Annotated in this window: 22 protein-coding genes; 8 read left to right on the top strand and 14 right to left on the bottom strand. The window is 63.0% G+C overall.

The window, feature by feature from the left end; translation table 11 throughout:
• Positions 1-14: 14 nt before the first annotated feature.
• Together CPI83_RS08985 and mca are read right to left on the bottom strand one after the other, a co-directional pair.
• Positions 15-329 (bottom strand): hypothetical protein, encoded by a 315-nt coding sequence (locus CPI83_RS08985; RefSeq protein WP_097387111.1) that lies wholly within the window; start codon positions 327-329, stop codon positions 15-17.
• Positions 326-1,204, bottom strand: a complete 879-nt coding sequence (gene mca, locus CPI83_RS08980) for a mycothiol conjugate amidase Mca (protein ID WP_020908526.1) — start codon at positions 1,202-1,204, stop codon at positions 326-328. The genes CPI83_RS08985 and mca overlap by 4 nt, the downstream gene beginning before the upstream one ends.
• Positions 1,205-1,507: 303 nt before the next feature.
• Here mca and CPI83_RS08975 point away from each other — a divergent pair, with 303 nt between their 5' ends.
• Together CPI83_RS08975 and greA are read left to right on the top strand one after the other, a co-directional pair.
• Entirely contained in the window at positions 1,508-1,933 is a 426-nt protein-coding gene (locus CPI83_RS08975; protein ID WP_020970262.1) for a DUF4307 domain-containing protein, read from the top strand.
• A 227-nt stretch (positions 1,934-2,160) separates the two neighbouring features.
• Positions 2,161-2,655 carry a transcription elongation factor GreA gene (gene greA / locus CPI83_RS08970; protein WP_007726385.1) on the top strand — a complete coding sequence of 165 codons (495 nt, stop codon included), beginning with the start codon at positions 2,161-2,163 and terminating at the stop codon, positions 2,653-2,655.
• Positions 2,656-2,741: 86 nt separating this feature from the next.
• Here greA and CPI83_RS08965 read toward each other — a convergent pair whose 3' ends face one another.
• The gene (locus CPI83_RS08965) at positions 2,742-3,842 is read right to left on the bottom strand and encodes a C40 family peptidase (protein ID WP_019744596.1); all 1,101 of its coding nucleotides are present in this window, start codon (positions 3,840-3,842) and stop codon (positions 2,742-2,744) included.
• 205 nt (positions 3,843-4,047) lie between these two features.
• Between CPI83_RS08965 and CPI83_RS08960 the strand changes: the two genes are divergently transcribed.
• Together CPI83_RS08960 and CPI83_RS08955 are read left to right on the top strand one after the other, a co-directional pair.
• The gene (locus tag CPI83_RS08960) at positions 4,048-4,293 is read left to right on the top strand and encodes a hypothetical protein (protein WP_153211881.1); all 246 of its coding nucleotides are present in this window, start codon (positions 4,048-4,050) and stop codon (positions 4,291-4,293) included.
• Positions 4,290-5,084 (top strand): FAD:protein FMN transferase, encoded by a 795-nt coding sequence (locus CPI83_RS08955; RefSeq protein WP_020970264.1) that lies wholly within the window; start codon positions 4,290-4,292, stop codon positions 5,082-5,084. Before CPI83_RS08960 ends, CPI83_RS08955 begins: the two co-directional genes overlap by 4 nt.
• 6 nt (positions 5,085-5,090) lie before the next feature.
• Here the strand turns inward: CPI83_RS08955 and ilvA are convergent, their stop codons facing one another.
• From ilvA to CPI83_RS08940, 3 genes are all read right to left on the bottom strand, one after another.
• On the bottom strand, positions 5,091-6,254 hold the full coding sequence (gene ilvA / locus CPI83_RS08950; protein ID WP_223257899.1) for a threonine ammonia-lyase: 1,164 nt from the start codon (positions 6,252-6,254) through the stop codon (positions 5,091-5,093).
• Between the two features lie 135 nt (positions 6,255-6,389).
• Positions 6,390-7,562, bottom strand: coding sequence for a cystathionine gamma-synthase (locus CPI83_RS08945; protein WP_003943272.1), 1,173 nt, complete (start codon positions 7,560-7,562; stop codon positions 6,390-6,392).
• A gap of 44 nt (positions 7,563-7,606) precedes the next feature.
• Positions 7,607-8,992: a cystathionine beta-synthase gene (locus CPI83_RS08940; RefSeq protein WP_003943292.1), complete on the bottom strand. Its 1,386-nt coding sequence runs from the start codon at positions 8,990-8,992 to the stop codon at positions 7,607-7,609.
• An 80-nt stretch (positions 8,993-9,072) separates the two neighbouring features.
• On the opposite strand from CPI83_RS08940, the gene CPI83_RS08935 reads away from it, so the two are divergent.
• Entirely contained in the window at positions 9,073-10,035 is a 963-nt protein-coding gene (locus tag CPI83_RS08935) for an SGNH/GDSL hydrolase family protein (protein ID WP_170320380.1), read from the top strand.
• Positions 10,036-10,156: 121 nt separating this feature from the next.
• Positions 10,157-11,374: an acetyl-CoA C-acetyltransferase gene (locus tag CPI83_RS08930; RefSeq protein ID WP_019744600.1), complete on the top strand. Its 1,218-nt coding sequence runs from the start codon at positions 10,157-10,159 to the stop codon at positions 11,372-11,374.
• 66 nt (positions 11,375-11,440) lie between these two features.
• Here the strand turns inward: CPI83_RS08930 and CPI83_RS08925 are convergent, their stop codons facing one another.
• From CPI83_RS08925 to CPI83_RS08890, 8 genes are all read right to left on the bottom strand, one after another.
• On the bottom strand, positions 11,441-12,196 hold the full coding sequence (locus CPI83_RS08925; RefSeq protein WP_097387110.1) for an enoyl-CoA hydratase/isomerase family protein: 756 nt from the start codon (positions 12,194-12,196) through the stop codon (positions 11,441-11,443).
• 128 nt (positions 12,197-12,324) lie between these two features.
• Positions 12,325-13,182: a Bax inhibitor-1/YccA family protein gene (locus CPI83_RS08920; RefSeq protein ID WP_175413833.1), complete on the bottom strand. Its 858-nt coding sequence runs from the start codon at positions 13,180-13,182 to the stop codon at positions 12,325-12,327.
• 177 nt (positions 13,183-13,359) lie between these two features.
• Positions 13,360-14,496, bottom strand: coding sequence for a methyltransferase (locus CPI83_RS08915; protein ID WP_097387109.1), 1,137 nt, complete (start codon positions 14,494-14,496; stop codon positions 13,360-13,362).
• 73 nt (positions 14,497-14,569) lie between these two features.
• On the bottom strand, positions 14,570-15,256 hold the full coding sequence (locus CPI83_RS08910) for a nitroreductase (RefSeq protein WP_020908534.1): 687 nt from the start codon (positions 15,254-15,256) through the stop codon (positions 14,570-14,572).
• 68 nt (positions 15,257-15,324) lie between these two features.
• A complete protein-coding gene (locus CPI83_RS08905; protein ID WP_097387108.1) occupies positions 15,325-16,230 on the bottom strand; it encodes a TIGR03619 family F420-dependent LLM class oxidoreductase in 906 nt (301 codons plus the stop codon).
• 3 nt (positions 16,231-16,233) lie between these two features.
• Positions 16,234-17,085: an SDR family NAD(P)-dependent oxidoreductase gene (locus CPI83_RS08900; protein ID WP_097387107.1), complete on the bottom strand. Its 852-nt coding sequence runs from the start codon at positions 17,083-17,085 to the stop codon at positions 16,234-16,236.
• 46 nt (positions 17,086-17,131) lie between these two features.
• Complete coding sequence (locus CPI83_RS08895) at positions 17,132-19,537, bottom strand: EAL domain-containing protein (protein WP_097387106.1); 2,406 nt, start codon at positions 19,535-19,537, stop codon at positions 17,132-17,134.
• Positions 19,530-21,833, bottom strand: coding sequence for an EAL domain-containing protein (locus tag CPI83_RS08890; RefSeq protein WP_232816893.1), 2,304 nt, complete (start codon positions 21,831-21,833; stop codon positions 19,530-19,532). The genes CPI83_RS08895 and CPI83_RS08890 overlap by 8 nt, the downstream gene beginning before the upstream one ends.
• Before the next feature lie 297 nt (positions 21,834-22,130).
• On the opposite strand from CPI83_RS08890, the gene CPI83_RS08885 reads away from it, so the two are divergent.
• Positions 22,131-22,808 carry a tellurium resistance protein TerA gene (locus CPI83_RS08885; protein WP_007728823.1) on the top strand — a complete coding sequence of 226 codons (678 nt, stop codon included), beginning with the start codon at positions 22,131-22,133 and terminating at the stop codon, positions 22,806-22,808.
• Positions 22,809-23,098: 290 nt separating this feature from the next.
• Positions 23,099-23,293, top strand: coding sequence for a hypothetical protein (locus tag CPI83_RS08880; RefSeq protein WP_046378942.1), 195 nt, complete (start codon positions 23,099-23,101; stop codon positions 23,291-23,293).
• Positions 23,294-23,624 lie beyond the last annotated feature (331 nt).

Below are 23,624 nucleotides of genomic sequence, written 5' to 3'. Positions count from 1 at the left end.
CTACCTCGTTCGTCTCAGGAGTCTTGCTTCGGCTTCTTCTCGGTAGAGACGTTCGGTTCCGCCGGGCTCGGAGCTGTGATCGCTCCCCGGTCGGTGCCTTCGTCTGCCTGCTGATCGAGTTCGGGATGATCCGGTTCGAACGTTTCCGGCAGCTTCTTGAGCTGGCGGTTCATCGACCGGACCAAGAGGATCACACCGATGAGCAGCGCAAGAATCACCAGCAGGCCGACCGGAGACGACTTTCCGAACTCCGGGCCGGATGGGTTACTCGGGGTCTGAGCAAGAAATTGTGTGGTGCCGAGAACTACCTCGGCGGACAGAGCATTCACTTCTGAGCGTCCTCTTCGAGACCTGCGAACAGGTCGGTTTCCGGAATGGACGTGGTGACCCGCGTCTTGGCGAGCTCGAATTCCTCGGTGGGCCAGATCTTCTGCTGAATATCGAGCGGCACAGCGAAGAACGAACCGTTGGGATCGATCTGCGTCGCGTGCGCACGCAGAGCGTCGTCGCGCTGGGGAAAGTAGTCGCCGCACGTGACCTGAGTGGTCACTCGGACCATCATGTCGCCGCGCTCGGTCTTCCACTTCTTGAGCCAGTCCGCCATCGGGAACGGCTCACCGCGACGCTCGTACTCCTCCTGGAAGAGTTCGAGGCGCTTACGGATGAATCCGTGCGAGTAGTAGACCTTCTTGATTTCCCACGGCTGACCGTCCTCGGGGAAGTACTCGGGATCGGCAGCGGCCTCGTAGGCAGCCATCGACACCTCGTGGCACCGGATGTGATCAGGGTGCGGGTATCCGCCGTTCTCGTCGTACGTCGTGACGACGTGGGGACGGAACTCGCGAATCACCTTGACCAGAGCGCGCGTCGACTCTTCGAGCGGAACGAGGGCGAAGCACCCTTCGGGCAGCGGAGGAAGAGGATCACCCTCAGGGAGCCCGGAATCGACGAAACCGAGCCAGCGCTGCTTCACGCCCAAGATGCGAGCGGCCTCGGCCATCTCCTCCTGGCGAACTTCGCTGATTCGATCGCGGACACCGGGAACGTCCATGGCCGGGTTGAGAATGTCGCCACGCTCACCCCCGGTGAGCGTCAGGACCATCACTTCGTGGCCTTCGGCTGCATAACGGGCGGTGGTGGCCGCACCCTTGCTCGACTCGTCGTCGGGATGGGCATGGACGGCCATGAGCCGGAATCCGCTCACGTGTTCGTTCACCTCAACTTCACCTGTAGCCGTTGCCGGCAGTTCACTTGTAGCCGTCACCGGCAGTTCACCTGTAGCCGTCACCGGCAGTCTTCGAGTCACACGCTGTGCACCGCTCGGATTACTCCGGGTGGTTGCCGTCAAACGTACCGACTGCCGACAAACCTACCGACGGCGCGACGGGACACGTCCTCTATAGTTCCACCCGAGAGTTCCTGGCGCAGCCGTGACCCCTTCGGTAATTCGGCGGGACACAGTCAGTTGCTGCACGACACGTGAACTCGAGTCTTCGAGAGCAGAGTGATGAGCAAACCGCTTCCCCAAGATCGGTACCCGAGCACAACTCGCACGGGCAGTCCCCGCAAGTGGATGGTGTGGGCTCTGACCGCACTCGTCATCGTCGTAGGCGGCGGAATCGCGTACTACGCGTACGGAAAATTTGCGGTCAAGGAAATCGAGACCGAGACCATCTCGTTCGACATCGCCAACGACTCCACGGTGAAGATCCGCTTCACCGTCACGCGCGACGACTCGTCACGTGACGCGATGTGCATCGTGCGCGCTCGCTCGAAGGACGGATCCGAAACCGGACGACGTGAGGTCTACGTCCCGTCCTCCGAGCATCAGACCCTCGAGTTCAACACCGAGGTCAAGACGTCCCAGCCGCCAGGCATGGCCGACGTCTACGGCTGTAGCTTCGACGTTCCGGAGTACCTGACCAAGAGCTGACCTCGGAACGCATCCACCCTGCCGGACGTTTGGCGCCGGACAGGGCGGGTAGTCATGCGTGATAGAATTGCCCGATACACGGTTCCGGGTGGAACCGTGTATTGCTGCATTGACGCAAGGTTTGACGGCAAGGTTGCATCCCTGGTGGTGCTTCCGAGTCGTTGTTCGCTGCTGTTGCAGCGATCGTCGAGGGAGCCCCCGGCTCCGACTACTAGGGAGTGATCGAGATGACCGAGACCCAGGTGACCTGGCTTACCCAGGAATCACATGACAGGCTCAAGAACGAACTCGACCAGCTCATCGCCAATCGCCCGGTCATCGCCGCCGAGATCAACGAGCGTCGCGAAGAGGGTGACCTGAAAGAGAACGGCGGCTACCACGCTGCCCGCGAAGAGCAGGGTCAGCAGGAAGCCCGCATTCGCCAGCTCCAGGAGCTGCTGAACAGCGCGAAGGTCGGCGAGGCCCCCACTCAGTCCGGTGTTGCACTGCCCGGATCCGTAGTCAAGGTCTACTACGACGGCGACGAGAGTGACACCGAGACGTTCCTCATCGCTACCCGCGAAGAAGGCGCACGTGACGCCAAGCTCGAGGTCTACTCCCCGAACTCACCGCTGGGCGGCGCGCTGCTCGAAGCCAAGGTCGGCGACACGCGTGAGTACAACCTGCCCAACGGCAGCACCATGAAGGTCACGCTGCTGAGCGCGGAGCCTTACCACAGCTGATCGGCTGTACCAGCTCTGAAAAGAAGCGCCACCCGACTCGGTCGGGTGGCGCTTCTTGCTCTGTCGGCGTTGCAGTTCCGGCCCACTCACACCACGCGGCGAGCCTTCATGCCTGCGAAGATCGGGCCGACCTTCACCACGTCACCGAATGTGGGTGCGTGAAGCATCTGTCCGTTCCCGACATAGATCGCCACATGGCCGGGACCGCCTGCCTGCCAGTTGCCGAACAACAGGTCACCGGGCTGCGCCTGATCCAGCGGGATCTCGACGCCGACGCCCCACTGTGTCTCCGAGGTCCGGGGCAGAGTCACTCCGGTGGCCGCGTGGATCGCGTACGACGTCAGACCCGAGCAGTCGAACCCGCCCATCGAGGGCCCGTTGATGTTTCCGCCGCCCCACACGTACGGCAATCCGAGAAACTTCAGACCGGCCTCGACGACGCCGCCAACCGCAGCGGCGAGGTTGTTGTAGTCGAAGGGTGCGAGCATCAGAGCGAACGAGTCCTGCAACGATTTGATCTGTGCGACAAACGGAGCGGCGACCGCCTGCTCCGCGGGAACCTCGCCCGCCTTGTCGGCGGGGACGCCGCCCGCTTCGCGAACTGCGTCCGGCCCGACGTCGTAGGCAGCGAGCGCGAGGTCGACGGTATCGCCCTCGACCTCACCGGACTTCTGCCAGGACTGCGCTTGCTTCACGAGATCGCACAACCGGTATCCGGTTGTCATCACCGGATCGGCAACGCCCAGGATGTCCATCTTTCCGTCGCCGTCACCGTCCTTGCCGTATGCCGTCCACGCTGCGGTGGTGAAGCGGCCAGGCCCGCGCCCACCTTCCGGTGAGATGTCGGTATCGGGTCCGTACTTGAATCCGTTCTCGACCGAGTACAGCGAAGCGATCACCGCGGGCGTGATCTCCGAGCACAGAGCACCGGCCTTCTTGATCCACGGCGCGAACACCGCCACCGCTCCAACGGGCGCCAATGTCGCTCCCGGAAAGTTGGAGGGTACGGAAGGCACGATTCCCTCAGGTGTGTCCTGAGTTCGTGCCGGTCCGTTCCAGGCTGCAAGTGAGACTGCAGCATTCGAAGACTCGTTCTTCTCGACTTGTGCGGGCGCTCCGAGAGTTCCACTCATCACGCCCAGTGCGGTGCCGATCGACACAGCGATCGCCAGGACACCGACTGCCATCCGAACCTCCGATAAACCTCTGAAAATCTACGTACGTGGTCGTACCCGAAACTTGTCGGTGCGAACATCTACCCTTTCGAACATGCATTCGACACGGCTCAGTCTCGCGACTCCTGTAACCAATGTCTCATTTATCTCCGTGGGCGTTACGCAAATGACTACAGACACCAAGGCTTTTCTCAGGTTCGGCGTGCAAGCTGAGTGCATGAGCGACGATCGGCCACGACCCGCCCGGGGACGCACTACGGTGTATCGACCAGTTCGCCTCGCCCTCGCAGCCACGGCTGTGGCGGGAGCACTCGCAAGCGGCGGACTTTCACTCGTTTCTTCTCCCACTGCCACGGCACTCGCGCCGGACACCTCGGCTTCTCACACCAAGAATCCCGTAGCGAAGCGGCCCGTCGTGGTCGCCGGATTCGGAACCCCGGACGCCGTCTCCAACGGTTCGTGAGCACTCCGCGCTCGGCCTCCGAGTGGCTCACGTGGGGTGTGCAGGCCCGGGTCGTAGTCACCGACCCTGAGGTCCTTCCCTCCGCGGCCAGCCTGGTTCGCGGATACCTCACCGCTGCCGACGCTGCCACCAATCGAGATCGTGCCGACTCCGAGATTCGTACCTATGTCAGCGCCGCTAGCAACGTCGACGGCGTCGCCGTGACTCCGATGTTCGCGCACTTCCTCGAAGACGCGTTGGCCGTCGCACGACTGACCGACGGCAAACTCACGCCGACGGCCGGGTCGGCAGACCCTCACTCCTGGTGGAAGATCCGCGTCGAGAACAACCGCGTGTACAGCCCGGACGACGTCGTTCTCGATCTGTCCGCGACGGCCCGCGCCAGTTCAGCGGACCACTGCGCGGCATCGACCGCCACGCTTCTCGGGTGCGGAGTACTGGTCGGCCTCGGCGGGGACATCGCGGTTGCCGGCCCGGCGCCGGAAGACGGCTGGCAGATTCAGGTTCAAGACCTGCCCGGCGACCCGACGTGCCAGGTAGCGCTTCCTTCCGACTGCGGGATCGCCACGGCCAGCACCGTCAAACCACTACACCGCGAATCGACGGCGACGCCGATGTGGCGCACGGTGTCGGTGATTGCGCCCTCCTGCGCCCAGGCCGCCGCATTCAGTCGGGTTGCGGTCGGCATGGGCGGTTCGGCCATCGACTGGCTACATCAACTCGACGTACCCGCCAGGCTGGTCGACCAGGAGTACCGCGTAACGGTTCTGGGCGGCTGGCCTGACGAGTAAGTCGCGTCAGTTCTGCAGTCGTACGGCGTAGCCGGCACGGTCGAAGGCGGTGAGAAGTTCCGCCTTGTTGTCCGGACCCCGCGTCTCGACGGTGAGGAAGACTTCCACTTCGTCGAGCGCGAGTTCGCCACCGGTACGGGAATGGATGACGTCGACCACGCTGGCGCCGTTCGCTCGAACCACTTCGAGCAACGAGACCAGTGCGCCCGGCCGATCGTCGATGGTGATGTGAACGCCGAGGAACCGTCCGGCCGCTCGCAGACCGTGCGAGATGACGTGCGTGAGCAGTAGCGGATCGATGTTGCCGCCGGAAAGCACGGCGCACACCGGCCCTGTCAGTCCCAGCTCCTCCGGAGAGCAGGTCATCAAGGCCGCGACGGCCGCAACGCCGGCCGGTTCGACGATGAGCTTGGCGCGTTCGAGGCACAGCAGGAGCGCTTTGGACAGCGCTTCCTCGCTGACCGTCACCACGGCATCGACATGGGCGGCAACTTCGGCGAACGGAACCTCGCCAGGGCAGCCAACGGCGATACCGTCTGCCATCGTGGACATCGACGCCAAGGCGGTCGGCTTCCCGGCTGCCAACGACGCCGGCCAGGCAGCCGCGGTCTCGGCCTGCACTCCGACGATGCGGACCTGCGGGCGTACAGCTTTGACTGCTGCGGCCACTCCGGCGATCAAACCGCCGCCGCCGGTGGGGACGAGGATAGTGCCGACCTCAGGCAGTTGCTCGAGGATTTCGAGCCCCACAGTCCCCTGCCCCGCCACGACGTCCTCGTGGTCGAACGGGTGGACCAGAACTGCTCCCGTCCGGTCCGCGAATTCGCGAGCGGCCACGAGCGCTTCGTCGACAGTCGAACCGTGCAGGTGGACCTGAGCTCCATATGCCTTGGTGGCCACCAACTTCGGCAGCGGCGCACCCGTCGGCATGAAGACGGTCGACTTGATTCCCAGTTCTGTTGCAGACCAGGCAACTCCCTGCGCATGGTTACCGGCACTGGCCGCCACCACGCCCGCTGCCCGTTCCTCTGCGGAAAGATTGGCAATGCGGTTGTACGCACCGCGCGGTTTGAAAGAGCCGGTGCGCTGCAGGTTTTCACATTTCAAGCTCACGGCGAAGCCGGTGGTTTCGGACAACACTCGCGAGGCCACGACCGGGGTGCGTCGCATGACCGGGGCGAGCAGTTGCTGTGCAGCCTTTATCTGTTCGAGATTCACGCATGCCTCCAGAAAGTGCGCCTCCACACCCTCGTGAGGTGTGAAGGCGCACTGCAGATTCGAAGTCGAATTACTGTAGAGCGAAGATCAGGACAGCGCTTGCTCGATGTCGCCGACCAGATCGGAGGCGTCTTCGATGCCGACCGACAGGCGAACCAGATCGTCGGGAACCTCGAGAGCGGAACCGGCCGTCGAGGCGTGGGTCATCGCGCCGGGGAACTCGATGAGGGATTCGACTCCGCCGAGCGATTCTGCCAGCGTGAAGATCTCGGTGCGCGAGCACAGGTCGAGAGCTGCCGCCTTGCCGCCCTTGAGGCGGACGGAGATCATGCCGCCGAAGCGTCGCATCTGCTTGGCCGCGACCTTGTGCGACGGATGCGAAGCCAGGCCCGGGTAGATGACGCCGGCAACCGCGGGGTGGCCGTCGAGCAATTCGACGACCTTCTCCGCGTTGTCACTGTGACGCTCCATGCGCAGCGCCAGCGTCTTGATTCCGCGCAACGTCAGGAACGCGTCGAACGGGCCGGGAACGCCGCCGGATCCGTTCTGCAGGAAGGCAAACGCAGTGTCCAGTTCTTCGTCGTTGCAGACGAGAGCGCCACCGACCACGTCGGAGTGTCCGCCGATGTACTTGGTCGTGGAGTGCAGCGCGATGTCGGCACCGAGCTGCAGCGGCTGCTGCAGGTACGGCGACGCGAAGGTGTTGTCCACCACGATCTTTGCGTTGCCCTCGTGGGCGACCTCGGCAAGGAGCTCGATGTCACCGATATTGAGCAGCGGGTTCGTGGGCGTCTCGACCCAGACCAGCTTGGTGTTGGACTTCATCGCCGCGCGCACCGCATCGACGTCGGACACCGGAGCCGGGGTGTACTCGATCCCCCACTGCGTGAACACCTTGTCGATGAGACGGAAGGTTCCGCCGTACGCGTCGTCGGGGATGACCAGGTGATCGCCCGGTCGAAGCACCGAACGGAGCAGGCAGTCGGTGGCCGCCATTCCCGAACTGAACGCTCGGCCGTAGGTTCCGGATTCGAGCGCGGCAAGGTTCGCCTCGAGCGGGCGACGGGTGGGGTTGCCCGTTCGCGCGTACTCGAAGCCACTGCGCATTCCACCGACGCCGTCTTGGGCGAAGGTGGAACTTGCGTAGATCGGCACGTTGACCGCACCGGTCAGCGGATCGGGTTCGTAACCCGCATGCACCGCTTTCGTGGAGAAACCCTGCCAGCTGATGTTGTCGGCCTTGCTGCGTTGCTCACTCATGGTCCCCAGCCTAATGGCGCCGGCACCGGCGCAGGAATCCGAACTCAGGAATCCGAACTCAGGAAACCCAGGAGATCGTGGCGCGTGATGACACCGACCGGCTTGCCGTCGTCGACGACCATGAGTGCGTCGGTGTCACCGAGCGCCTTCGTGGCAGCCGAGACCGGCTCGCCGGAACCGATGAGCGGGAACGGCTTGCTCATGTGCTTCTCGACGGAATCCGCAAGGTGCGCACGGCCTTCGAATACCGCGCTCAGCAGATCTCGCTCGGACACGCTTCCGGCGACCTCGCCTGCCATGACCGGCGGTTCCGCACCGACGACGGGCATCTGGGACACGCCGTACTCGCGCAGGATCTCGATCGCGTCGCGCAGAGTCTCCGACGGGTGAGTGTGAACGAGGTCCGGCAGCTCGCCCGACTTGCCGCGCAGGACGTCGCCGACGGTCGGGACGTTGGTCTTGCCGTCGAGTGGGGTGCGCAGGAATCCGTACGACGCCATCCACTGATCGTTGAAGATCTTGGACAGGTAGCCGCGGCCGCCGTCCGGGAGGAGGACGACGATCAGAGCGTCGGGGCCTTCGCGCTTGGCTACTTCGAGGGCAGCGACGACTGCCATACCGCAGGAACCGCCGACCAGCAGTCCCTCTTCGCGGGCGAGGCGACGCGTCATCTCGAAGGAATCGGCATCCGAGACGGCGATGATCTCGTCCGGGATGGACGGGTCGTATGCCGACGGCCAGAAGTCTTCGCCGACGCCTTCGACCAGGTACGGGCGACCGGTGCCGCCGGAGTAGACGGAGCCTTCGGGGTCTGCGCCGATGACCTTGACCTTGCCGCCCGAAACTTCCTTGAGGTAGCGGCCGGTGCCGGTGATGGTGCCGCCGGTGCCGACGCCCGCGACGAAGTGCGTGATCTTGCCGTCGGTGTCGGCCCAGATCTCGGGACCGGTGGTCTCGTAGTGGCTCTCCGGTCCGCCCGGGTTGGAGTACTGGTTGGGCTTCCAGGCGCCGGGGATCTCACGGGTGAGGCGGTCGGAGACGCTGTAGTAGCTGTTCGGGTTGTCCGGTGCGACGGCCGTGGGGCACACGACCACCTCGGCGCCGTAGGCACGCAGGACGTTGCGCTTGTCTTCGCTGACCTTGTCGGGGCAGACGAAAACGCACTTGTATCCACGCTTTTGCGCCACGAGTGCCAAGCCGATTCCGGTGTTGCCCGAAGTCGGCTCGACGATGGTGCCGCCGGGCTTCAGTTCACCCGAAGCCTCGGCTGCGTCGATCATCTTGACGGCGATGCGGTCCTTGGAGCTACCGCCAGGGTTGAGGTATTCGACCTTGGCTGCCACCGTGCCGAAGTTTTCGCCCGTGACGGACGTGAGCTTGACGAGTGGGGTGTTGCCGATGAGGTCGACGACGTGTTCCGCGATGCGCATTCGTCCATGTTCCCAGATGAAAGAAAACGGTGCGCGCGGACGTCGGGCGAAGGTGGTGCAATCCGGCTAGATTGGCAAGTGTGAGTCGAACCGGACTGAAAGCGTCGGTGGCCACGGTGGTGGCCGGATCGAGTGCAGGCACGCTCTCCTGGTTGGGCTACAACTATCTGATGTCGCAGGCGGGGGCGGCCCGTGGGGTGATCGGTCGCAATATCGCCAAGCCACCCGAGGCGGACGGGGTGTACGCACCCGGCGCCGACAACCCGGAACTCTGGTGGCGGGCCGTGCCCTTCGATCTCCACTTGATGATCTTCGGCGATTCGTCTGCGGCCGGCGTCGGCGCGCTGACGGCGTCGGAAGTTCCGGGTGTGCAGGTCGCGAAGCTGCTTGCGAGTGAAACCGGGAAGCGAATCCGTTTGAGCACCAAGGCCATCGGCGGCGCCACCTCACGCGGGTTGAGTGGGCAGGTCGACGCCATGTTCGTCGCCGGCCCTCCCCCGGATGCTGCCGTGATCCTGATCGGCGCCAACGACGTCACGGCGAAGAACGCAATTCATGCTTCGGCAAAACGCCTCGGCGACGCGGTACGACGGCTACGCGAGAGTGGCGCCGTCGTTGTTGTCGGCACCTGCCCGGATCTGGGGGTGGTCACGGCTATCCCGCAACCACTGCGCTCCGTGGTGCGTGAATGGGGTCATCGTCTCGCGCTCGCCCAGGCGTCCGCGACCAGAAACGCCGGGGGTCATCCCGTTCCACTAGCCGACCTGCTGGCCAAGGAATTCCTGGCCTCGCCCGACACGATGTTCTCGGCTGATCGTTTCCACCCGTCGGCGGCCGGCTACGAGCTCGCGGCGAAGCAGATCGTCCCGGTTCTCGCGTCGGCTCTGGGTGAGTGGCAGGGTGGCCCGCTACCCGAACTTCCCCACGTCTCGGAGGCGGCGCAAGCTCGCACCGTCGCGGCCCGACTGACGGCAGCGGCAACTCAGTGGAAAGCCTTCGCGAGACGCACCAAACCCGCAGTTCAGCGCCCCGACGTCAACTGAGTGAGACTGCGTGACCACCATCTGGGAGCGGCAACGTAAATTGTAAGTCGAAGCTGCATTCAACTTGCCCTGCTCGACGGCGTTTCAAGCCGCCCACGAGCAGTACACAAAAGGAGTTTTCATGCCCGAGGCAGTAATCGTCTCAGCAGTACGGTCGCCCATCGGCCGCGCAATGAAGGGTTCGCTCAAGGACATCCGCCCGGATGACCTCGCAACTCAGATGGTTGCCGCCGCGTTGGCAAAGATCCCCGAGCTCGACCCCACCGAGATCGACGATCTCATGCTCGGTTGCGGCCAGCCCGCCGGCCAGTCGGGCTTCAACATCGCCCGCGTCGTCGCCGTTCAGCTCGGCTACGACTTCCTCCCCGGTGTGACGGTCAACCGTTACTGTTCCTCCTCGCTGCAGACCACCCGTATGGCATTGCACGCCATCCGCGCAGGCGAGGGCGACGTCTTCATCTCCGCCGGCGTCGAGTCCGTCTCCAGTTTCATCACGGGCAACGCCGACGGCCTACCCAACACCAAGAACCCGCTCTTCGACGCAGCGCAGGCTCGTAGCGCCAAGCTAGCCGAGGGTGGAGTCGCCTGGACCGATCCTCGCGAAGAAGGCCTGATCCCCGACGTGTACCTGGGCATGGGCCAGACCGCCGAGAACGTCGCTTCGGCCACCGGCATCACCCGCGAAGACCAGGACCGCTGGGCAGTTCGCAGCCAGAACCGCGCCGAGGAAGCCATCGCTCGCGGCTTCTTCGAGCGTGAAATCACGCCCGTCACCCTCGCCGACGGCACCGTCGTCTCCAAGGACGACGGCCCCCGCGCCGGCACCACCTACGAGGGCATCAGCGGCCTCAAGCCCGTCTTCCGCCCCGACGGCACCGTCACCGCCGGCAATGCCTGCCCGCTCAACGACGGCGCAGCCGCACTGGTGATCATGTCCGACACCAAGGCGAAGGCACTCGGCCTGACCCCGCTGGCTCGCATCGTCTCCACCGGCGTCTCGGGCCTGTCCCCCGAGATCATGGGCCTCGGCCCGATCCAGGCCGTCAAGAACGCCCTGAAGATCGCCGGCAAGTCGATCTCCGACATCGACCTGTTCGAGATCAACGAGGCATTCGCCGTGCAGGTCCTCGGATCCGCTCGCGAACTGGGCATCGAAGAGGACAAGCTCAACATCTCCGGTGGCGCGATCGCCCTGGGTCACCCCTTCGGTATGACCGGTGCCCGCATCACCAACACCCTGATCAACAACCTGCAGGAGCAGGACAAGACCTTCGGCGTCGAGACCATGTGTGTCGGCGGCGGACAGGGCATGGCAATGGTGATCGAGCGCCTCAGCTGATCCCCTGAGCACGTAGAAAGCGGCCGCCCGGCTTCTGCCGGGCGGCCGCTTTCGTGTGGTCGTGTTTCAGGTAGTCGTGAATTTCCGAGCAAAACTCCCCAACTCGCGAATCAACGCTCGGGCAGCGTCGTCCTCACGCTGCACAGCGGCGCGGGCTTCGTCGGCACAACCGTGGCGGAGCAGTCGCTTGGCGGCAAGGACTGCCGGTCCGATGTTGGCGGCAATCTGCTCGGCACTCTCGCGGGCGCGTGCCTGTACCTGGTCGGCCGGTAGGGCAGCGGTCGCCAGTCCGTAGGCGGCAGCTTCGATGCCGCTGAGCCACCGGGCCGACAGGATCAGCTCGGCGGCGCGCTGCGTTCCGATCACCTTGGGCAGCAACCAACTACTGGCAGCTTCAGGAGCGGTACCCAGCGAAGTGAACGGTGCCCGCAGGCGTGCGTCCTCGGCAACGTAGACGACGTCGCAGTAAAGCAGCATGGTCAGGCCGATGCCGACGGCAGCGCCGTGCACCGCGGCGATCAAGGGCTTCGGGAACTCCACCAGCGCAACGATCAGCGGCGCGAATGCATGGCCGAAGTCTGAATTGTCGGTGCCTGGTTCGGCGAGTGCGCGTAGGTCGACGCCACTGGAAAATGCCTTGCCTGCGCCCTCGACGATCACCACGGCCACGGCTTCGTCCGACGCCGCGTCGTCAAGCGCCTTGGTCAACGCTCGAAAGCCGGCCGCATCGAAAGCGTTCAGGCGGCCCGGATTGTTGAAGGTCAGCGTTCGCACTGCTCCGGCATCCGCCACAAGCACGGGTTCGGTGGTGTTTGTCGACATTCGCTCCCCTTCGCTCCAAACCAAGCAGTTGCTAGGCATCCAAGCACCGTAACCGCCCACAGACGACAAAAGAAGGGCCCCTCGCGGGGCCCTTCTTTTGTCAGCGTCTTGCGAGTAGTACGGCGCTATCAGTCTCTGCTGAAGTAACTCAGAAGACGGAGGATCTCGATGTACAGCCACACGAGCGTGACCGTAAGACCGAGCGCTACACCCCAGGCCGCCTTCTCCGGAGCCTGTGCGCGGATCAGTTGATCAGCGGCGTCGAAGTCCAGTAGGAAGCTGAACGCTGCCAGACCAATGCACACGAGGCTGAAGATGATGGCAATCGGGCCACCGTCACGCAGTCCCAATCCCCCATCGATGAAGAAACTGGCCACGAGGTTACCGAGCGCCAGAACGACAACGCCGATCAATGCGCCGATGATCATTCGCGTCAAGCGCGGCGTAACGCGAATCGCGCCCGTCTTGTAGACGACCAGCATGCCGAAGAACACACCGAAAGTGCCGAGAACAGCTTGGGCGATCAGCGTCGAAGCCTCTGCACCGCCTGCAGCCTCGATCGGGAACGTGAACATGAACGACAGCGCGCCGAGAAAGAGGCCCTCGAATGCCGCATACGCCAACACGATAACCGGGCTGTCCATCTTGCGCCCGAACGTGGCCACCAACACCAGAACAAGGCCAACTAGTCCGCCGACAATCACGAAAGGTGTCGCGAGGCTGGGGTCGTTGTTCACAAGGAAGTACGAAATCAGCGCGGTCACTGACAGCACGCCGAGCGTGATGCCCGTCTTGGTGACGACGTCGTCGATCGTCATGGCCCGCGAGGTGGGACCGGTCTGGTACGGCTCGGCCGGAGCGTACTGCGGCTGACCGAACTGCTGGGTTGCCTGCGAGGCGCCCGCCGTCGCAGATCCGAACGAGGCGTATCCGTTGCCCTCTTGCTTGGGCAGATTGCGGAACACCGGGTTGCTGGTGGTGCGCACCGTGATCATCCCTTCATCGTGGTGGCCTACGACGGGTGCGTCGCGGGTTCGCCGTACGGATCCGAGTTTCCGACACGGTCCGTGTACCTAACTAAAAGTAAAGCACTCGTAATTTACAACGTCGAAGCGTCGGTTGTAGTTCCCGGCGCATTTCCGGAAGATCAACACTCTTCGATACTAGGACGGTTTGACCGACTTCATCACGATGAACTTGGCGTTCTTCGCCATCGCTTCGCTCGGTCCCACCGCGGCTTTCAGCGGTTCGCGATACCCCAGATGCGCGTTGTGAACAGTCCACAACTCGCCACCCGGACGCAGGACGCGACCGGCGGCTTCGAACATCTTGAGTGCTCCGCCGGTGTGCACCGCCGCGCCGACGTGGAACGGCGGGTTCAACAGAACCAGATCGGCACTCGCACTGGGCAACGAACTCACGGCGTCGTCGCGCAGGCCGCTCACCCGTTCGCCGACGCCGTTTGCAGTTGCGGTCGCCAGAGCCGAAGCGACGGCTGCCGAGGACTGATCCGTTGCGATCACGTGGACATCCGGGAACTTACGCGCGATCGCCGCCGCGAGAATGCCGCTGCCACAACCCAGATCGATCACGTCGCTCAGCGGATCGACCGCAATCTTTCCGAGGTTCTCCAGGAGCAACCGGGTGCCGATGTCCAGGCTCGCACCGGCAAACACGGCGCCGTGAGCAACGACGTCGAGGTCGAACTCGTCGAGGCGTTCGGTCATCGGGAACGTGATGGCAACATCGGCCTTCGGTTCCGATGCCTTGAGTACGCGGGACTTCTGACGCCCACGCGAGGCGCTGACGTCGGAAAACGATTCGCCGAGAACCTTGTTCATCGCCGGGGTGATGTGCTTGTCACGCCCACCGGCGAAGACACGAACCGCCGGGTCGGCGTGGAGCGCGATCAGCTGAGCGATCTCGGCAAGTTCAGCGAGGCTACGCGGCAATTGCATGAGCACGACGCGGGCGCCGCTGAGCAACTCCTCGTCCAGTCCGCGGGAGGTGAAGGCGTCACTGAAACCGAGTTCGCGCGCATTGTTCGCGAGGGCCAACTCTCCGGTGAGCGGATCCTGGTGAACCCGCACGCCGGCGATTCCGTGAACGAGCGCAACACCGGCGGTCAGCGCACCGTAGTGATCGCCGATCACGACGACGGTGCCCGCCGGTGCCGCGGCAAGAGCGTCGGCGGCCTCGTCGAGGATCAGACGATCAGCCGCGTCGACGGCAAAGAGATTGGGTGCCTCGACATCGGGAAATCGGCGCAGACGATCGAACAGTTCGGGTGTGTCGGACATGCCACCAGTCTTTCAGGTGAATCAGCTCAGCACTCAATCCCTGGAAGTGCAGGTGATCAGTTCGACATCCACATCAGTTCGACATCCACTGCACGACGTTGTCGACGGTTTCGCGTTCGGTGCGGAATCCGTTCACCGGGTGGTCGGTATCTGGGTATCCGAACGAGATCGCGCACACGACCTTGCGAGTGTCGTCGATGCCGAAGTGCTCGTGAATGAACTTGGAGCTACCCGCGAGCGCCGCCTGCGGAATGGTGGCCACCCCCAGGCTCTGGGCCGCGAGCAGGAAGCTGTTCACGTACAACCCACAGTCGACAGCGCCGTAGGTGCCCAATGCCTCGTCGGTGGTGATGATCGCGACGTGGGGAGCGCCGAAGAGCTCGAAGTTCTTCATCGTCTGTGCCGCGGAACCGGCGCGGTCACCGTGCTCGATTCCGACGCTCGAATAAAGCGCCATCGCACAGTCGAACCGACGCGACTTGTAGATGCCCTGGTACTCGCGGGGGAACTCGAAGTCCGACTCCTGGGCGTTGGCCATCACGTATTCACCGAGGCCGGCGCGGAATCGCTCTGTGCCCTCCCCTTCGGTGATCGCGACCTGCCACGGTTGCGTGTTGCACCACGACGGCGTCTTCTGCGCCAGCCGAAGGATCTCCTCGATCACCTCACGTGGCACCTGACGGTCCTCGTAGGCGCGGCAGCTGATCCGGGCATCGAGCAACCCTTCCAGGCTCGTATCCACGACGATGCTCTCGGTCATGTGTTCTCTCCTCGATCAGGCTGCACTACAACACTTCGCACGATAGAACTATCGCTTCAACGCAATAGTCATCGGGTCACCTTTGCGAAGGCCGACACTAGCTCGCCGAACTCCGACATCGCCGTGTCCGGATCCGGATCAACAGCTGCCAGCGCGACCAGCACATCGGTAGCACCGGATTCGAGCAGCTGTTCGGCACCGATCATCGTCGCCGGGAGATCGATCGAACCGTCAGCCCCGCGAACAACGGTCAGTCGCCCACGGACCTGCAATTCCGCTGGATCGCGTCCGAGATCCGCCATGGCCTTCCCGATGACATCGATCCCTTCACGTAGGTCGTCGTCCGCGGCGCCCATGATCGGAATCCACCCGTCACCCCAGGTTGCGACGCGTCGTACGACGGCTTTGGAGAGCGAACCGGATACCCAGATCGGGATTCCAGCGGCTGGACGGGGCGCGCAATACACGTCGTCGAACTTCAGACGAGTAGTGTCGATGCTCGCCGGCGCCGAACTCCACAGGGCCCGGCACACAGCGAGAGCGTCGTCGAGCAACGGTCCTCGTTTACCGAAGTCCATACCGACCGCGTCGTATTCGCGTTGCTGCCAACCGGTTCCGACGCCGAGGTCGAGGCGGCCGCCGGACAGCAGATCGAGTGTCGCGGCAGTCTTGGCAAGTACCGCTCCCCCGCGAAGCGCCGCGATGACGATTCCGGTCCCCAAGCGAATTGTCTTCGTCTGTCCGGCAACAAAAGCCAGGACGGTCAGCGGTTCGAGCCAGTTGGCGTCAGGCTCGGTGGGGAACGCCGACCACGTGTATGCCGAGTTGTCCGAGCCCATCACCACATGATCGGTGACGAGGACCCGGTCGAAGCCGGCAGCTTCCGCGCTCTGACAGACCTGCACGAGTTTCCCGTAGGAGTTCTCCGAGAGAGTGGTGCCGAAATTAGGAACGTTCAGACTGAAAGTTGTCATGTGTCAAGCCTTTCGGGGCCGGTTGGTCCAGCCGCCTTCTTCGGTGGGGAACCAGCCTCCGGCAGCGTGCGAGCCGCCGTCGACGTGGATGACGGTTCCGGTGATGTATCTCGCCAGGTCTGAAGCCAGGAACAGCGCGGGGCCGGCAATGTCGACCGGCTGGCCCGGTCCACCCAGCGGCGCCCACCCCGGCCACTTGTCCCAGTCGTCGGCAGGGACGATCCTGCGATACGGCACCTGTACCGACTCGATCAGATCCGGGGCAATGGCGTTGACGCGCACTCCGGTTCGACCGATCTCCACACCAAGACTTCTGGTGAACTGCGTCAGCGCGGCCTTGTATGCCGAGTACATGGTGTGGCCCGGGATCGCTCGATGCGCCTCCACCGTCGTCAGGTTCACGATCGATCCACCGACTCCGCGATCGATCATGCCGGGAAGCAGGGCATGGGTCAGGCGCACGACGTGATCGAAATTGATGTTGCCCGCCTCGGACCAGAATCCTGGATCCGTACCGGTGAACGCTGTCGGCGGGTTCAGGAAATGACCCACATTGTTCACCAGAACGTCCGGCGCGAACTCGGTCAACGCGACGGGGACTTCCTGCGCACGCACGTCGTACTCGAGATGGTTGATCGAACCACCTGCAGCTGAGTCGAATTCGACCTCGCCCAGCGGTGCCGTGTCCACAACCAGAACTGACGCGCCATGCGAGGCAAATGCTCGAACGATCGCTGCGCCGATTCCCTGGGAACCGCCTGTGACCACTGCCTTCTTACCCACCAACATCGGCCCTGGGAAGTACGCCGATCCGACCACCACGAAGACACCCTTCTGCAGTTCGATGTGAATCACTTCGGCGTACCGTCACACATCGATCGCCAAAACGGGCGCAAAGTTCTCACTCAGTGGTAGCCGCGACACCCAGCCTGCTCGGACCGCCTGGTCGCTCATTCAAATAGTCCGGAATCTCGGCTGCCCGTATCGGCATTCCCTCCAAGTACCCCTGGATCACGTCACATCCGCACTCCGTCACTATCGCGCGCTGCCTCTCCGTCTCCACGCCCTCGGCAACGGTGTCCAGCCCGAGAGATTTGGCAATCGCGATGACGGCTCGCAGGACAGCGAACCTCGAATTCGAGGGATCCGCGTCCAGCGGTGCGACGAACGCCCGATCGATCTTCAACCGATCGAGCGGCAGCCGGGCCAAGCTGGCAACCGAGGAGAACCCTGTACCGAAGTCGTCCATCGCAATCGCGATTCCGAGCGCCGAGAGCTGTACCAACACATCTCGGTCGGCATCGTCGATGACCAGCGATTCGGTCACCTCGATCTCGAGTCGGCTGGGGTGGAGGTTCACCTCGTTCAGTGTCTGGCGTACCGATTCGACGTATCGACTCGAACGCAGTTGCACCTGAGAAACATTGACGGCAACCCGAATGTCCTCCGGCCACGTTGTCGCTGCCGTGCAGGCAGCCCGCAAAACACCTGCACCGATCGGCACGATCAAGCCAGTTTCCTCGGCGACCGAAATGAAGTCTCCCGGCGAGACGAGACCTGAAGTCGGATGGTTCCAACGCAGCAGAGCCTCGAACCCGACAACAACTCCCGTCGCGGCTGAAACCTGCGGTTGATAGACCAACTCGAACTCTTCGTCGATCAACGCACGACGAAGATCCAACAGTGCTCTGGCCCTACCTGTCGCACGATCCCGCAAAGTCGCATCGAAGGCGCGAATCTGGTTCCGACCGCTCTCCTTTGCGTGGTAAAGCGCGAGGTCCGCAACAATCACCAGGTCTTCGAGGCTGTCGGCGTCGTCGGGCATCGAGCCGTACCCCAGACTGGCACGAATGCGAATCTGGTTGCCGACCAGTGAAAATGGTCGTTCGAATGAGTCGAGAATCGTTTGGAATCGTTCCTCGACCTCATCTGCACTCGCGATGTCGTCGAAGGCGGAGTCGTCGAAGGCGGAGTCGTCGAAGGCGATGGCAAACTCGTCACCCCCCAGTCGCCCACAGATCTCGTTCGATCGCAGAACGCTGTGCAGCCTGCTCGCAACATCGCGAAGCACGTCGTCTCCGACGTGGTGTCCCAACCGGTCGTTGATCGACTTGAAGTTGTCCAGGTCCAGAATCGCCAACCACACTCTGCGTCCGTCCCGAAGCCTCGACGAGAGCTGAGCGTTGAAGCTGTACCGATTCCTGAGTCCGGTCAGCGAATCGACTTCCGCCAGTCGCAAGATATTTTGACGCTGGTGATAGGAGTGCGTGATATCGGATCCGACACCGCGCCACCCGTAGTCTGCCCCGTCGCCGCTGCCCGGGTGACCTGACATCGACCACCAGCGAGTATCGCCCCTTACGACAACTTGCATGGTGAGGTCCCGAAACGCCGTCCCGGCTTGAAAATTCGCGGTGAGAAGATCAAGGGACTTCCTGCCCGCATCTGTTCGAGATGCGCCGATCCCGATCAGGATCTCGTGCATGGTGCGGCCCCGAATCTGCGCTGCCGGTAAACCGACCTGCTCGGCAAATCGGTACGACACGGTACTGGCGATACCGCGCGAATCGGTTTCCCAGAGCCAATCCTGTGCTCCGTCTTCGAGATCGTTGAGCAACAATTCGACGAGATCTCGTTCGTCCTCGGCTACGAGTTCGGCGCGTAGCCGTCTCTCGAAGAGGTTGGCCAACAGCAAAGTTCCGCTGTAGAGCGAACCTACGAAGATGACCAGCACCCCGATCAGCACGAAACGCGATGTACCCGGTTCCGTCCAGAACGCCCCGGCCAGCCCGACTCCCACCAGGCTGATCCAGACGACAGTGATTCCGCGAAACATCATGGTGGGAAACACGCCGACCGCGATCCCACCGATCAAGGTCGAACTCAGTACCAATTCGTCACCAGGATCGAGCATCGGGAAGAGAACGAGAGCCAAGCACGCCAGGAGCACTCCCCAGACAATGATTTCGACTGTGAGCACCACCAATTCGGTGGTCTGGGACTCTGAGACTCCCATACGCGAGCGCCGGAGCCAATAGACACTGAACCCAGCGCTCGACAACAGCATGACACTCGACCAGGCGAAGCTGAACCATCCGGCATCCACCGGCAGGAGCACCACGATCGCTGACAACGCAACCGCTGCAGTCAGAAACGACCACGGAAGTACGCGCGCGGTGAACCGCAGGCGTCGATCGAGTAAGCGACGGCGATCGTAATCCGAGAGGTGTTGTTCCGTGCCGCTGCGACCGAGCTTGCGCACAGACGTCTCGACACGACGCCTACGGAGTACCGCCGGGTCATCCACGTCGGCCTGCTACCGCCGCTGCGACCGCGTCGACCGACATGACCCCGCCGGCGATGTATCCCTGAACAGTCCTCACCCCTGCAGCGGCCACGGACTTCAAGTCCTCCTCACCGTCGACTCCTGAGACGACGACCTCCATTCCCAGCGCGTCGACCAGATCCACGACAGCTTCGAGAATCGGCCGTCCACCAGGCGCTGCACCCGAAATGGAGCGTTCTATCCGGACTCTGGTGAACGGAAGGCCGGACAGTGATGCGAGCGAGGAGAATCCGGCACCGAACTCGTCCACGGTCAGCGCGATTCCCATGTCCGCGATCGCGTGCAATGCAGACTTGGACTCGTCGGTGATCGCCGAGGATTCGTTGAGTTGGAGCTCGAGCTGATGTGCGCTGGCGTCCGATCGTCGAAGCGAATCACCTATCGAGTCGACAAAGGAATCCGATTCGAGCTGACGCGTCGATACCGCGACGGCTACCCGCAGGTGATCAGGAAGACGCGACGCCGCCTCGCACGCCAGCTCGAAGACGGTCGTTCCTAGTGAATAAGCCAAACCGGTGTCGTCTGCGACGCTCATGAATTCGGCGGACGTCACAGCTCCGAGGCGGGCGTTGTGCCAGACCACGCGGACCTCCACGGCCACGATCTCGCGGGAGAGCACGTCGATCCTGGGCAGCAGCTCGAGTTCGAGGTCCTTCTCCGCGACGGTGTTTCCCAGATCTTCAAGCAGGCGGGCCCGCCGATCGGCCACGGACTTCATCGAGTCTCGATATTCACGCACGGCCCCGCGCCCGGATTCCTTTGCAGCGAACAACGCGAGGTCCGCAGCGCCCATCATTTCGTCGGCGGAGGACGGCAGTTCGGCGGGGAGGTAGTACCCGATGCTGCATCCGATCTCCAACCGCGTGCCGGCCACTGTGATCGGCTCATGCAGAGTTTCGATGTAGCGGCCGAGCAGAGTACGAACTTGCGAACTGTCACCTACATCGGTGAAAAGAATCGCGAACTCGTCTCCACCCAGACGTGCGAACAACTGTGACATCCCACCGGCCTCGGACAGGCGATCCGCGACCTCTCGCAGAACCGCGTCGCCAACGGTGTGACCCAGTGTGTCGTTGACCGATTTGAAGTTGTCGAGGTCGAGCATGGCCAACGCGAGACCACTTTCGCTTGTGTACGGATCGCGCAGCAGTCGCTCGAGCTCGGTCCAGAAGCTGTGCCGGTTCGGCATGCCGGTGAGTGCGTCCACCCGACCCATCCGCACGATCTCGTCACTCTGCAGTTTCACTTCCGTGACGTCGGAACCGACTCCCCGCCAGACGAACTCGTCGGGCGCGCGGCCGGGGCGCGGGCGTCCGGAGATCTGCCACCACCGGATTTCGCCGTGCACTCGGACCGGAACGAGCACGTCGACGAATGCGGTCTTCGTGTGGCGGGCTTTCTGCAACTCCATGAGCGCATCGATTCCGCCGGGGATCCGTAGGGTGCCCAACTCCATGAACAGGTCCTGCCACGCCGTTCCCTGCAACTCGGTGGAGTCCAGCCCCGCTTCGACCGCGAGCCGCGTCGGGATTCGGTTGAACTTGCCTTTCTGGTCCGTCTCCCACACGAAGTCCCCCGCGTTGCCTTCGAAATCCTCGAGAAGCATCTGCACAACCGATCGTTCCGACGCGGCGCTCAATTCAGCTCGGTAGCGAGATTCCAGGTTGCCCGAGACCACTATCGTGCCGCCGATCAGAGCTGCGCCGTAGGCGATCATTCCAATGAGAATTCGTTCGAACTCGGGCCCCGGTTGAAGCCAGAATGCCACCCCGAGGATGACCATATTGGACAGGATCCAGGTGACCCCCACCATCCGCAACATCGCGGTGGCCACGGCTCCGGCTCCGGTGATGGATGTGGTGACCGCTATCAGGATCAGGTCGCCGGAATCGTCCAGGATCGGGTACAGGACCAGGGCGAGCGAGGAATACAGGATCCCGACTACAGCAAATTCGACGATGAGAAACGCGTAGGACATCCGGTACGTGGGTGCGATCAGGTTGAAATGAATGGCGAGACCGACGCACATCCCCACCAACCCGATCACTCCGGACAGGAATGGCCACAGACGCGGCAACGGTCCGCTGTCCGGCGGAATCACATACAACGTCAGCCCGAGTGTGACGACGAGGTGGACAGCAGCGGCCCACGGCAGCACGCCGAAGGTGACGGCCATCTGCTCACGAGTGACGTCATCGCGCTGCGCGGGCGTCAATCTTTCTCTCTGGTGGGGTTGCAGAAGAGACAGGACCGACATCACTTACCTCCCGCTCCCACGACGCAATTCGAATCGGACGTCCGACTCAGCAATTCTCTCGTAATTAGGCACTGCGGTGTCAACCAGTACGTCCGACCTATTTCGGAGTCAGGTCTGCCCACAGACACAGTAATCAGCAAACTACTGGTCTGCCGGTGGTTGGTGCGGCAAGTTTGATGCCGATGGGTTGAAATCAGACATGAGGGACAATGGCCGGAGATCGCCGATCACGTCGGTGGAGATTCCTCGACGGGTAACACGATCGGACTCATTCGAGTTCAGACAAGGACTATCACGATGGCAATCGACTACACCCGACGTTCCGGCGAGTCCACTCCGTCGCAAGCACCGGTCAGCCTGAGCAAGATCACGCTCACCAAATCGGCACCGACGGTCAACCTCGCGAAGGCGGGTGAACGACAAGGCAATATGCGGGTGAACCTCAACTGGTCGCAGGGAGCACCACCGAAGAAGACCGGTTTCCTCGCCAAACTCGCCGGCGCAGGTTCTGGCGCGGTCGACCTGGACCTCGGATGCCTCTACGAACTTGCCGACGGGTCCAAGGGAGTGGTCCAAGCCTTGGGCAACAGTTTCGGTTCACTGACTTCTCCGCCCTACATCTCCCTCGACGGCGACGACCGCAGTGGTGCGAACACCGGCGGCGAGAACATGCACGTCAATCTCGGTGACCCAAGCGCTTTCCGGCGAATCCTGATCTTCGCGATGATTTACGACGGCGCCCCCAACTGGGCGGCCGTGGACGGCGTCGTCACCCTGTATCCCACCAACGGCCCCGAGGTGGAAGTGCGGCTCGATTCGGCCAGCAACCAGGAGCGGTTGTGCGCAATCGCTCTCATCCAGAGTTCAGGTCAGGGCGTGACGGTGACCCGCGAAGTTCAGTACATCAACGGCAGTCAGTCAGATCTCGATCGGGCCTACAACTGGGGAATGAAATGGGCGGCTGGACGAAAGTAGGTGTCGCGGGCGGGGTGTCCCCCATCCGAATGACAATGTCCGAATCGTCCACAATGTCGCAAGTTACTGGATAGTGTCGAGAAGTGGGGTCGGACATGAGGGGTCACGCTCGACACCGATAGTGGGTCGGTGACGCTATGTGCTTGGCGACACCGACGTTCGACCGGAAAGGCCCTCGATTTCCCCCGAGATCGAGGGTCTTTTCGTATCTTGCGTCACTGTTCGGACCCCTCTTATTAGTTGATCGTTAAACTAGGCGTTCGTCCAACATGTACCGATGGAGAACGTGAATGTCCACGAATTCAGATCGACGCCCGCGCCTGCCCGTGAGAATCGCCTACCTCACCGCGGGAGTTCTCTTTGTCGCCGCCATGCTCCTGCTGGCAAGCGTCGTCAACCCTGACCGGGACCGCGATTTCTCCATGAACCACGTCCCCGCGGGGACGTCGGCGACTTCGGTCGTCGCCACCACTGACCTCGGCTAACGAAGGTACTGGTACGTAAGTGGCGCGCGTCACGAACTGTGGGTACCTTCAACGCCAATGGTTCGCCGTAGGTCGGTATTGAGAGGGACGGCCAACCACTGCCCTGCCTGGTTGCCCCACCCAAGCAGGCAGGGCACCCCTTCAACTCCATCGACTTTTCTGCGGATCCACGCCGACACACTCTGGCGTCCGGACAGTTTCACCGCAGCGCCTGCAGTAATGGGTCCGATGCCCGCCATTCTCGGTCGAGGCACACCCGCAAACCTCCCAGCCGACGAGGCACGTATTGGCCGTCAGCGGGTGTCCGTTCGGGCAGCGGTCCGGGGATCGC

The sequence above is a fragment of the Rhodococcus sp. H-CA8f genome (assembly GCF_002501585.1).
GTDB lineage: Bacteria > Actinomycetota > Actinomycetes > Mycobacteriales > Mycobacteriaceae > Rhodococcus_F > Rhodococcus_F erythropolis.
Note: the sequence above shows the minus strand (reverse complement) of the source record. Positions and strands in the feature narration are given on the sequence as shown.